General features: G+C 40.3%; 12 protein-coding genes. 2 read left to right on the top strand and 10 right to left on the bottom strand.

Annotated features, from left to right (window positions below; genetic code table 11):
* Positions 1–323 precede the first annotated feature (323 nt).
* The 5 genes from I4Q58_RS02970 to I4Q58_RS02990 all read right to left on the bottom strand — a co-directional run bounded on the left by I4Q58_RS02970 (position 324) and on the right by I4Q58_RS02990 (position 5,049).
* The gene (locus I4Q58_RS02970; protein ID WP_203293543.1) at positions 324–1,145 is read right to left on the bottom strand and encodes a tetratricopeptide repeat protein; all 822 of its coding nucleotides are present in this window, start codon (positions 1,143–1,145) and stop codon (positions 324–326) included.
* Complete coding sequence (locus tag I4Q58_RS02975; RefSeq protein ID WP_236002807.1) at positions 1,145–1,741, bottom strand: hypothetical protein; 597 nt, start codon at positions 1,739–1,741, stop codon at positions 1,145–1,147. The genes I4Q58_RS02970 and I4Q58_RS02975 overlap by 1 nt, the downstream gene beginning before the upstream one ends.
* Positions 1,738–2,511 (bottom strand): hypothetical protein, encoded by a 774-nt coding sequence (locus I4Q58_RS02980; RefSeq protein WP_203293545.1) that lies wholly within the window; start codon positions 2,509–2,511, stop codon positions 1,738–1,740. The genes I4Q58_RS02975 and I4Q58_RS02980 overlap by 4 nt, the downstream gene beginning before the upstream one ends.
* A gap of 304 nt (positions 2,512–2,815) precedes the next feature.
* Positions 2,816–4,120 carry a DUF2268 domain-containing putative Zn-dependent protease gene (locus tag I4Q58_RS02985; protein WP_203293547.1) on the bottom strand — a complete coding sequence of 435 codons (1,305 nt, stop codon included), beginning with the start codon at positions 4,118–4,120 and terminating at the stop codon, positions 2,816–2,818.
* A 164-nt stretch (positions 4,121–4,284) separates the two neighbouring features.
* Positions 4,285–5,049, bottom strand: coding sequence for a DUF6090 family protein (locus I4Q58_RS02990; protein ID WP_203293549.1), 765 nt, complete (start codon positions 5,047–5,049; stop codon positions 4,285–4,287).
* 444 nt (positions 5,050–5,493) lie between these two features.
* Between I4Q58_RS02990 and I4Q58_RS02995 the strand changes: the two genes are divergently transcribed.
* A complete protein-coding gene (locus I4Q58_RS02995; protein ID WP_203293551.1) occupies positions 5,494–5,736 on the top strand; it encodes a hypothetical protein in 243 nt (80 codons plus the stop codon).
* Here the strand turns inward: I4Q58_RS02995 and I4Q58_RS03000 are convergent, their stop codons facing one another.
* The 3 genes from I4Q58_RS03000 to I4Q58_RS03010 all read right to left on the bottom strand — a co-directional run bounded on the left by I4Q58_RS03000 (position 5,737) and on the right by I4Q58_RS03010 (position 9,124).
* On the bottom strand, positions 5,737–7,416 hold the full coding sequence (locus I4Q58_RS03000) for a hypothetical protein (RefSeq protein ID WP_203293553.1): 1,680 nt from the start codon (positions 7,414–7,416) through the stop codon (positions 5,737–5,739).
* Positions 7,417–7,612: 196 nt separating this feature from the next.
* On the bottom strand, positions 7,613–8,425 hold the full coding sequence (locus tag I4Q58_RS03005) for a hypothetical protein (RefSeq protein WP_203293555.1): 813 nt from the start codon (positions 8,423–8,425) through the stop codon (positions 7,613–7,615).
* Between the two features lie 21 nt (positions 8,426–8,446).
* Entirely contained in the window at positions 8,447–9,124 is a 678-nt protein-coding gene (locus tag I4Q58_RS03010) for a DsbA family protein (RefSeq protein WP_203293557.1), read from the bottom strand.
* A gap of 236 nt (positions 9,125–9,360) precedes the next feature.
* On the opposite strand from I4Q58_RS03010, the gene I4Q58_RS03015 reads away from it, so the two are divergent.
* Positions 9,361–10,161: a response regulator transcription factor gene (locus I4Q58_RS03015; RefSeq protein WP_203293559.1), complete on the top strand. Its 801-nt coding sequence runs from the start codon at positions 9,361–9,363 to the stop codon at positions 10,159–10,161.
* Between the two features lie 572 nt (positions 10,162–10,733).
* Here I4Q58_RS03015 and I4Q58_RS03020 read toward each other — a convergent pair.
* Together I4Q58_RS03020 and I4Q58_RS03025 are read right to left on the bottom strand one after the other, a co-directional pair.
* On the bottom strand, positions 10,734–11,564 hold the full coding sequence (locus tag I4Q58_RS03020; RefSeq protein WP_203293561.1) for a tetratricopeptide repeat protein: 831 nt from the start codon (positions 11,562–11,564) through the stop codon (positions 10,734–10,736).
* On the bottom strand, positions 11,564–12,085 hold the full coding sequence (locus tag I4Q58_RS03025) for a hypothetical protein (protein ID WP_203293563.1): 522 nt from the start codon (positions 12,083–12,085) through the stop codon (positions 11,564–11,566). The genes I4Q58_RS03020 and I4Q58_RS03025 overlap by 1 nt, the downstream gene beginning before the upstream one ends.
* Positions 12,086–12,125: the final 40 nt, after the last annotated feature.

Below are 12,125 nucleotides of genomic sequence, written 5' to 3' on the forward strand. Positions count from 1 at the left end.
ATCCGTGATCCGAACCAAGAACCAAAAGTTAGCAGCTGGAAAAAAGCCTACTGATTACTGTTCACTGATCACTTCTACAGACTATTGACCACAGACTAACGGCCAAGAGCTAGTGACGAAGAAGCAAAGAAGCAAAGTGGTAAAGAAGCAAGGGAGCTAATTACTACTATTCATCCTACATCCTACATCCTACATCCTACTTCCTACTTCTTAAAGACTACAGACCAACAACTACCGACTGCCTTGGAATTTGGAGCTTGGAACATGGAATTTCAATCAATTATCGGTAATTAATGCGCCTAACTAATCATTGCTAATTCATGTTAGCCATTTTTCAGTTCGCTCTCTATGTCCTCCAAGTATATTTTATCCATCGGATTGGAATATGGGTCAGACATTTTCTTTCCGTCAAGATAACGTTCTTTTGCGGTTTTCAGAGATGATTTGTATTCTGTTAGTCTGTCCAATTCTCGATATGTTAGCGCCAAATAATAATGATTTTCGGCTAAATCGTTTGTTTCTGCTTGTTTAGTGAACATCTCGATTGCCTTCTCAAATTTTTCTGTTTCATAGTAGAGAACACCTAGATGAAGATAATCATAGGCGCCAATGAAGTCTTGCTTTTCGTTCAGGTCGATTTGCTTTTCTAGGATGCCAATCGCTTTTTCCCTTTCTCCGATCCCTTTGTAGCATAAGCCCTTGGCGATATTCAAATGATAGGTTCCATTTTGGGAATGTCCAATGTCGTAATCGACTAAACTATCGAGTTTTTCGATGTCCTCAATACTTCCCTTGTAATCTCTAAAAAATTGATACCGACACCAACCCCTGTACCCTAGATGTCCTATTGGATTTAGCTCGACTGCTTTATCGATCAGCTTTTTCCATGTAACAAAATCGCCACTTTTAAGATAGGCAACAGATTTAGCCCAATAGGGGTAATCGTAGGTAGGATCGATGGCGATGGCCTTGTCCAATATGGTTTGATACTCTTTACTGAACTGATAATGCCCCTTTATTTCCATCGCTTTTTGACACGCTTCATATTTTATCATGTCGCCATAATACTTAAAGGATTCGCAATTGGGTTGCGCCATTATATTCGAAGTCGAAAACAGTATTAGCAAAAGGGTTATATTTTTCATTACGGTAATATTTCGGTTAATTGACCATCCGATATTTTGAAAATTAGGTACATATAGTAATCGACAGGAATGTTGTTCCGATACAGCACTTCCCACTGTTCAATGGATGTTGTAGTGCTTAGCAGTTGAGAAACGATTTCTGAGTCAAATTCCTTTTCCTGATACTGGTAGTCGGATTGCAACACCCTAAATCTTCCTGCCATTCCTTCACAATTAACAAGAAACCGAATTCTAATGAGTCCATCTTCCTTGTCATCGGGTATTGGTGTAAACTGCGATTTGAACCTTCGTACAATTGACTTCTTTTCGCCGTGATATACTGGGCCTTCCCCTAGATTGAAATATTGCAGGACGTTCTCTTCTCCATTGCAGATTCTAAAACCCGAAGCATCAGTCTGCTCATTTTGCACGATATCGCCGACCCATCGCAAATACTTTGGGTTTTTATCTTCTTTTTTATCGGTCTGGCAACCCGATAGCATAGAAACCAATAGCAATATCGTGAAGAATGGTTTTTTCATTTGATTGGTGCTGTTCAAAACGAGTAGGGTCTTGTATAAAAACCTTTTGCGATAGGATTTCAGTATGTATTTCATTCTTTTTTGGTTCCTAATAAATATAAAATCACACTTGGACCTGATTTAACCCTGTTAATTTCCCAGTGGTATTTCTTAGTGCCATTCAGTGCCTTCACAAGATCGTTCATTTCATTAATAGAATACGTACGCAACGATGAAACTACACCGTCCCAAAGCACAAAGAGTGGAACTATTGGGATCAGATAGGTGAAAAAAAATCGTCCTAAGTTAAATGGTTTAATAAATGGTGTTGTCAATAGAACACTAATGGGTGAAAATAGCATAGCCAAGATACTTGGTATACTTCTTTCTTGTCCCTCAAATATTGCAATCGGTTTATCGGCATCGATAGCGTTTTGAAGAATTTGTACCGCATCTTTTGGCTTAAAGTGATGTAGGGATAGAAATTGCGTTCGTAGTCCCATTAGTGTTTCGGGTACATCCCGAGCATCGATAGGTGTTTCTATATATTCGAAGTTATCCGCTTTTTCCTTTGTATATTTGAAGGCTGCAATATTGGGATAAAAGTCTGTCAATACTATTTTTAAATCCGGAATATCCTTTTTCAATTCTGAATTTAACCAAATAAGTCCGCCACCACCACCCGAACCAAGATCAACAATTCGATTGGTTCCACTCGCTTTCAAACCTTTCTTAATAATTGGAATAATCGGTTGATACATTTTGGTCTTATTCGACAAAAACTGTAAGAAGTCAGTACCGTAATTTCTCAAAAAAGACGGAAACCATTTTTGGTCTTCAAATTCAAATAGGTGAATTCTTCGCATTCTTCGTTGGTTTGGTCGGTAAGTGCTACAGCAGTCTTGTATAATGGACGTTCTGCGCTTCTGTGAATTTACGGATTTTTTAGTTATGGAATCTTATGGTCGCCAGCAGCCAAAAGCCAGTGGCTAAGGAGCAAAGTTGCAGAGAAACAGAGAAGCAGAGAAACAAACGAGCTTATTACTACTATTCATCCTACTTCCTACTTCCTACCTCCTACATCCTACATCCTACACCCCTCACGTCTCATGTCTCACTACTCACCATCTTCTACTGAAAGACTACAGACTAACAACTACCGACTAACAACTATTTCTTCGTCTCAAACTCAATAACGTACGGTTTAAGGCGTATTCCATTCGAGAGCCTGAAGTTCGAACCGATGGCTAGCTGATATTTTTTGCCAGGTGCCAGTTGCACTTGAAAAGAATAGCTTTCATTATCCTCTGCCCATTGGCGCGTAGCATTATTCACCTTGGGGTAAAACCCTTCACCTAATGGACCATAATCCAGTCCGGTATGGATCCCGTTTAAGGGTTCGGAAAATAACACGGTTATTGTCTTGATACTGGGATCTACATCCGTGGCGCCATTTTCAAATTCGAGGATTTTTGAAACATACGGTCGTTTGCTTTCATAGGCGGCGTAAAGATTTTCGATGGTATCGGGTAAGAGGCCTGAAGTATCCACAATTCGCTCGACCGCTGCTTCATCGGTGTAGTCGAGTTCAATCAATTCCGTAATCGCTTTCTTCTTATCGGTAGCTTCCCGATAGTACCGCTCAGCAATTTCATAGCCTATATAATAGCCCAAGTCACGTACCTCCAATTCATTTTCATTTTCACCCCAAAGCCAATTATAATTATTGGTCATCAGATAAAGATCGTCTACAAATTTTTCCACCACTCTCTTTTCATTGGCCTTTCCAAAATCGATGGCCGGAACAGTTGAGGGTTTTTGCGTTACTTCACATGAAACAAACTCTGCAATCCCTTCATAAAGACACATGGAAAGGAGGTTGGTAACCAATTCCTTCTGCTGGGTGTGGACATACTCATGCGTACACAATAGCGCAAGGTTATCCAGAGGCTTGTATTGGTTATAGAACGGTTGCCGCCATTCAGGTAATTCGGATATATTGGTGGTCTCGTCAGCCAAAGCCAATTCACTACCAATTAGAATGTTCTTTCCATTAATGGTTCCATTGGTTCTAAAAGCACCCACGGTGAAGTATATTTTGGCCGGCGTCAAGTCGGGATAGGCGTTTTTCAGTTTTTGAATAGCAACCGAAATTTCATCATGATAATATTCTGTATTTAGCGTATGCTGCCTAATGGACGCCCAAAATTCTGGATAGGCGGTCATGGCAGTGAAGAACTCTTGTTCCGTATAATTTCGTACCGCTATTAGATCGTTGAGACCTGTACTCGCTTTATCCAAATATAACTGGTGTAGCAATTGCTTTTGTTCGGTCGTATCTGATGTCTGCTGAATTTGATCGTAAGCGTTCCAAAAATTTGAAATATCGCTCGACTCGAATTCCTGTGGATAGTACTTTTCTCGGCAGCTGAAAAGCAACAAACATAACATAATGTAAACTGTTATTCGTACCATATTGAATACTAACGCTTTTTATTGATGAATGGTATAATGATCTTGTAGTACGCCGCTGCGACAGAGTTGTTTAAATTACTGATTTTTCAATTAGGCTAAAATTGGTTCATTCTCGAAGTCCTTTTCTATAGTGTAACCTGTCTTGCGACATGAGCGTTATACCATCAATTTTCATAGGAATCTATTTCCTTGATCACATTTTCACCTACTTCATTAAGTTGACCATATAGATCAATCATCCAATCAAACTGAAAAGCAGCTAAATTAATTACATTTCTATAGGACGCAGAGGAAGTGTAGACTTTAAAATCCTCCATATATTCAGATTGAGGGGTAGCTCTTACATTTAATGAATCTGGAGGTAAGAACGCCGTTGCAAGGACCAACGATTTATCAAATTGAGTCGAAAGATAATTTTCTTGCCCTTTTAGACACCCATTATAACTGCCTTCATTTTGTGAAATGTCATCTACAAGTCTGTGGTACCGAATTAAAAGGGAATCTAAATTCGTGTTGTTTATTTTACCGAAATAACTAGAATTTTTCAAGGCTTCATAGCCGCCCGTATTAGGTTTGAAATGAAAATCCATAAAAGCAGACCCACAGCCCATGAACAGAAGCAAGTTTTCTTCTTCCTTTTTATCCAAAATTGCTATTCTTGCCTTCTTACATAAATCTCCAATATTCTTTCGATACATAGTTAAGGAGTCCAGCATTCTCATATCCTCTTGGGTATGCGACTTTATCTTTCCCAAGTATTCCCTCAAAATTTCATCATCTTTATTGACCTGATTCCAATTGTTTATTTTAAGAGCAATCAAAATACCTATAACAACCAATAAAATTTCACCGATGGCATATTTCAAATAGTTACCGGTTTGACCTTTGGATAACAAGTCATATCTGATTTTTCTAAAGAATTTTATCATGTTTCAGTGTTTAGCACAACGTCGTACAACGCTCTAATACAGATTATTGTGAAGATAACACTTTTTGCCGAAACCAATTTCATCTCCTTTAGGGCAAGATTCAATATGCTATGTAGAGCTATGGTCGCATGCTAGTGACGTTTATTCCCATTCAATGAGAGGCACTTTTACCGATCTATCTAAGTACTGTAGACGACTGACTAACGACTATTTTGGAATTTGGAGCTTGAGATTTGGGATTTTTTGGGTGAATAGTGAACCGTGAACAATGAGCCGTGAACGGGATTTAGAGTCGAGAAGTCTATGAGTCTATGAGTGGAGAAGATGAGACAATTTGATAATTTGAAAATGCACGATAAACTTCAGTTTCGAAGCAGCAGAGAATCAAAGGATCAAAGGAGCAAAGAATACCCAATACTGCTTACCGCTTAAAGCTTAAAGCTTATGGCCTACATCCTATATCCTACATCCCCGCCCGAACGTACCTACCCGATTGAGATTACATACGCATTTGGTACGGGCGGGCTACACCCTACATCCCCGCCCGAACGTACCTACCCGATTGAGATTACATACGCATTCGGTACGGGCGGGCAGCCTACTGCTTACAGCTTACAGCCTACTGCTTACTGCATACAGCATATCTTGGAATTTAAGCCCTTCCTTCAAATAGGATTGAATAGTTAACTATTGACGAACGTATTCTTCTTCAAAGATTTTAATCCTGTCCTGTTCCAAAAACTGAACGGTTTCCGTTCCACCTTCATCATAGTCGAGAATATAATTGTTGCCGTTGAAGGAATAAGTACCCGTACCGGTTTCAACATCGTCGTAGGTTACATTTTCGGAATCACCTACGATTTCACAATCGCTATCATACTGAATGTTGTACACTATTTGAATGGTTGTCCAGCTATAACTAAAGGTATTGTCCGCATTAAATGTGAAATTGCCAGACATGGTCTCCCTTCCATAAAGTATATTGGGACAATCCGATTCATAGATATCATAATACTCCCCTACCGGAACACCATTATGGAATAGCACCATATCCCACAAGCCTACCAAAGGTTGCGCAGTAACGGTGATCGGGAAAGAACCCGTTACACCATCATTAAATTGGTCACTATACGTATAGTTTAAGGTCGTTTCAATTTCCTGTTCGCTTGCATTTTCATCGATTGTCATCGTGAAAATAATCTCACCATCCTGGTCCATTGTATAGTCCATTGCCACGTCACTATCGGCCACCGAAAACCCAAAGAGGAAGGACGAGGCCACTTCTAGGGGTATGGGTTCTTCAGTACCATTTTCAGGAATATCGACCGGTGCTTGGAAAGGATCTACTTCAGCGAAAAATGGAACTTGATCGTTATACCAGATAATGATATCATTAAGGGTGTTTATGATATAATCATTCATGCGGGATACAAATGAAAAGAACCTGGAAATATCGGCATTCGTATCGTCGGCGTCCGAACTTTGTAGACCGCGCATTACATTCACCGCACTCAACTCTTTTGGTTCTGCAGAGGTAAATTGGATTCCATCTGGCATCCGTAATGGTTCTGCAGAACGATCGGAAATGATACCATCAAGTTTTAGAAAGGCATGCTTTATTTCACCTTGTACCCAAGCGGTACAATATTGTTTTGCCTCAATTAATGCAACGATAGCTATCCCAGCTGATATAGCCGATAAAGGCAAGGTTGCAGGGTTGGCCAAAAGATACGCACCGCCACCAAAAACGCCTGTTAGGAATGTTGCTGCCAGACATTCATCAAAATTTTCGTTGGGCATGCGCCCTAAGCGCAAATCTGAATACGCCGAATTAAATAAACTGCTATTGGCTTGGTGGAAAAGCGCTATACTTCTCTTTTCCTCTTGCGAAAGCGACTGATACATTTGAAGAAGGCCTTCACGAAAACGCTGTGCATTCTGACCCGAGGCTGTACTGGTGTCGAACTCCGCGCTGTTAATAGCCATAAAATAGGGCTCCAGCGTTTCAGCTACGGAAGACTCAAGAACCGTTTCCCGAACCTCATATCTTAGTTTTAGATCAAGGGCAGGAATCTCAAGAATATTATCATTGCCACCAATCGTTACCATGGCCGGGTCCACAAAAAACATCAGATCCCCTAATTCATTACCAGGATCCACCACCTTTATGGGGGTTCCATTTAAGGTAGCATCATAATTGTCCGCAGTGGCAACCTCTGTTTGTATATACACAAACTCAGAGCTGTACACTTCCCCTGCAAAGGGTATTTGTTCTTGGTTTTCCGGATCATCGCTAGTATCCTCTGAGCAGGAATGAAACGTTAGGCTGAACAGTACCGTAAGCAATATAACTTTTAGAAAATTCATACGTAATTTGTTATTAGGTTGAAGTTTGGCAATATATATATTTAAAACCGTGATTGTCTCGCTACATACTTTAAAACTTTTCGAAACGTACTATAGGCAATAGCTACTGTCAATAGAAGGAAGGCTAATGGTTACGTTCACCTTCCTCTTTCTATTGGCTAACAAACACACACAATCGAGTTGCTTTTTATTTCAATTACGGACAATAAGGACATTCCGGTAAGGGCCCTGAACCTGTCCATACTTCTTCACCATATTCATAATACAGGGCACAGGCGGCATCTCGCGCATCCTCATCGCCAACACAGTCGTAGATGTAGGCGGCCTTACATTGGGCATCGACTTGAATATCGAACTCGGGACCGTTATAATCTTCAATGCTACAATCGCCCGATGAGCCGTCGCCGTCTCCATTACCATCTCCATCTCCATCACCGTCGCCATCGCCACCGCCGTCAGTATAATAACTGTTTCCTATTAACCCTCCTCCTGGCTTGCTGTAATCGAAATTTACGATATGCGTAGTAGATTCGCCCTCATGCTGAAACGATAGGGTTACCTCTCCCGCAATTCTAGAATCGGACAAGTGGTCGAAATAAATCTCGATTGAATCGAAGGTGAAATAGGGATCGGGATCGATAAAGTATTGGTCGTAATCGATAAAGTCTTCATAAGTATCTCCGATTTCCAAGGTGTAGTCTACAGACCACAAGGTATTATTATCGATGGTCCCTTCGGTTAATTCTGAAAATTCCAAGGTTTCAAATTGAAGTGAAAAGAATCGGTTCTCATCATAACCAGGTATCATTCCGGCAATTTCCATATCGTGATTTTCTACCGTGGTATTAAAAAACAGAACTTCAAAATCATGTGGGTCTATAGCGATGCTTTCCCCATCGACCGTTACGGTTATATCCCTCGACTCGCCTTCCGAATCTGGTTGGCAGGCTGATACTATAAGCAGCAATAAAGAAATACGTAGAAATAGTGTACTGGTTGTTTTTTTCATCAGGTAGCTTTATTTGATTTATTACTGGCAGGTTCCCGCTTTTCTATCTTGCGGCACCCTTCCTTCTAAATTATAGGTTATGAGCGCTAGTAAATCGTCTCTTCTATTGGCGCCCGTAAGTATTCTATCATTAATGATAAAAGTAGGGGTACCTGTAATCCCCGCTATGTTCGCATACAACTTAGACTCCCGAATTTCGTCTTGTATACGTTCTTGCATAGCTTCAGAGACTTCCGGTACCCGTTGATTATCCTTACTTTTTGTCGAATCACCCGCTCGTTTTCCACCCCATACCGTTGTCAGAAATTCTTCAAAGCGATTCTCTTCGTATAAAATAGTGGCAGCATGCGCCAGTGTAACGGCATTTGCGTGAGAGGGCAGTGGATAATTTCGAAAGTTGATCTGCAACAACCCCTTTTCAACATACCGCCGCCGCAACAGGGGTAATTGTTGTTTGACGAATTTTTCAGTGAACGGACATTCATAATCAACAAACACGATCATCTTCACGCTTGCGGAATCACTTCCTATTTTTGGCGATGCGCCCATAGGCATCATCGACAATCTCGGTGCTTCCTTCGGTGAAACTTCCTTACGCGGTACATCAGTTTTTGTGTTGTTACAACTTATTAGAAAAGCTATTAGACAGTACCAACATACCATCCAAATACCCTTTCCATTAAAATTAGCGATCCCCATGGCCTACTACTTACGGGTGTAATATTAGGGGAATACGATAGTTTTCTAAATACCGCATTTAGGGTATATTCGTACTTTTCCTACAGTATTGATCGCTTTTTTATTTCTCCAAAGAAAAGGAATATCAATCCTACTTCTTTATTCATGCTACTTCCACCCTTACCTATTTACTACCGTAGCCATATATGATGAATTTCTTTATATTGTAGGCAAATTCTTAATAGCTTCTTGATTATATGTCGCAACCTTTTGATAAAATCGTTACTTATTGGCAGTCGAATTACGGTCAAGCCATTCAAAAATCAGACAAATTAGAAGTCCCCAACCAGTTTAAGCGGATGGCCGATTTGATGGCGCCTGGGAAATCGTATTATTATATCGCCAATTTCCATACCCTTGATCTAGAGCTTGTATCCGATTCGGTAAAAACCTTTATTGGGGAAGAACCCGCTGCTGCTACCATGGAAAAATTGCTAGCATTGGCCTTACCAGAGGAAATTGAAGCCATTCATAGAAAGGAAAAGACCATTCAGCATTTTATGATGGAATATTTATCGCCTAAAGAGCGACTGGATTATAAGGTTTCGTACACCTATAAAAATAAAAGTTATGATGGCAAGGAGCGGGTCATGCTGCACCAAGCTACCGTTCTCTCCATAAATGATATGGGACAATTTATACACGTTTTTAGCATTCATAGTGATATTTCACATTTATGTAAGGATAGCGCCGAAGGCGTCTCTTTTATCAATAGCAAAAATGGTCCGTCCTACTATAACGTGACCAACACCAACGGTTCGTTCAAGCCAGAGGAATTGAACAAAACATCCAGCTTAAAAAAAGTATTAACGGCCAGGGAATTGGATATCATAACGGAACTTGCTTCCGGGAAAAATGCCAAAGAGATTGCCGCCGCCCTCCACATTTCAGACCATACCGTCCGCACCCATAAAAAAAACATCCTGCAAAAGGTAGATTGTAAAAACTCTACGCATCTGGTTTCAATATGTTTAGCGGAAGGACTGATTACATTGTAGCGAGTGAGTAGTGAGATGTGAACCGTGAACAGAGTTAGGAGTTAGGAGTTAGGAGTTAGGAGTTAGGACTGGTATCATTTGTTAATTTAAAGATGAAACGATTTGAAAATTTGAAAATACACGATAAACTTCAGTTTCAAAGTAGCAGAGAAACAAAGGATCAAAGAAGCAGAAAATACCGCTTAAAGCTTATGGCTTATAGCTTACAGCTTCTATCAACTATAGACTAATAACTAACGACTAAGAGCTAAGAACCAAGAATTCAGAATTCAGAATTCAGAATTGAGAATTGAGCTATAGTAACAAAGGAGCAAAGGAGCAAAGGAGCTAATTACTACTATTCATCCTACTCCCTACTCCCTACTCCCTACCTCCTACACCCTACACCCTACATCCTACATCCTACCACCTAAAGACTATGGACTACCGACCACCGACTAACAGTCAAGAGCCAAGAGCCAAGAGCTAGAAGCAAAGAAACCGCATACCGCTTACAGCTTACAGCCTATGTGAAGCTTGGAACATGGAATTTCAATCAATTATCGGTAATTAATGCGCCTAACTAATCATTGCTAATTCATGTTAGCCAAGGTCAGCGCGTTCTCTATGTCCTCCAAGTATATTTTATCCATCGGATTAGAATATGGATCCGACATTCTTCTTCCTCCAACGTAACGTTCTTTTGCGGTTTCCAAAGAGGATTTAAATTCTGTTAATCTGTCCAGTTTTCGATACGTTAACGCCAAATAATAATGATTTTCGGCTAAATCGTTCGTTTCTGCTTGTTTTGTAAACATCTCAATTGCCTTTTCAAAATTTTCTGTTTCAAAATACAGCACGCCTAAATGTAGGTAGTCATAGGCCCCCACAAAGTTCCCTTCTTTGTTTCGTTTGATTTGGTCCGCTATGATTTTTATTGCCTTTTGTTTTTCGCCAATGGCCTTATAACACAACCCTTTTGCTATGTTTAAGTGATACGTTCCGTTTTGCGAATGTCCAATGTCGTAATCGACCAAGCTATCGAGTTGTTCAATATCGTTGATGGCTCCTCTATAATCCCTGAAAAATTGATACCGACACCAACCTCTGTACCCTAAATGGCCTATTGGATTTAGTTCAACTGCCTTATCGATCAGTTTTTTCCATGTTACGAAATCGCCGCTTTTAAGATAGGCGATGGATTTAGCCCAATACGGATAGTCGTAGGTAGGGTCGATGGTAATGGCCTCATCCAATATAGTTTGATACGCTTTGCTGAACTGGTAATGTCCCTTTATTTCCATCGCTTTTTTACACGCTTCATATTTTTCGGTGTCGCCATAATACTTGAAGGCCTCGCAATTGGGTTGTGCCATTACAGTTGAAACCGAGAACAGAATTAGTACAAGGGTTAGATATTTCATTAGGGTAACATTTCGGTTAGTTGACCATCCGATATTTTGAAAATTAGGTACATATAATAATCTACGGGGATATCGTTCCGGTATAAGATTTTCCACTGTTCGATTGCTTGGGTAGTGTTTAGCAGTTGGGAAACGATTTCTGAATCAAATTCTTTTTGCTGATACTGGTAGTCGGATTGCAACACCCTGAACCTTCCTGCCTTGCCCTTACAATTCACAATAAAGCGGATTCTTATGAGTCCATTTTCCTTATTATTGGGTAGCGCTTTATACTGCTCTTTGAAGGTCCGTAAGATTGTCGCTTTCTCATCGGTATACACAGGGCCTTCTCCCAAATTGAAATACTGCAGGACATTATCGTCGCCATTACAAACCCTAAAATCTGAGGTATCGGTCTGCTCATTGTACGTAATATCGCCCACCCAGCGTAAATACTGTTGGGTTTCGCCATCGTTTTTATCGGTCTGGCAACTCCAAAAAGTAAAAAACAGCAGCAGTATTACTAAGAGATTTTTTTTCATTCGTTTGAGTGGCATTCAACGCTCTAATGTAACATCGCGA

Origin of the sequence: Luteirhabdus pelagi (genome assembly GCF_016827595.1) — a bacterium.
In the GTDB taxonomy this organism is placed as follows: domain Bacteria; phylum Bacteroidota; class Bacteroidia; order Flavobacteriales; family Flavobacteriaceae; genus Luteirhabdus; species Luteirhabdus pelagi.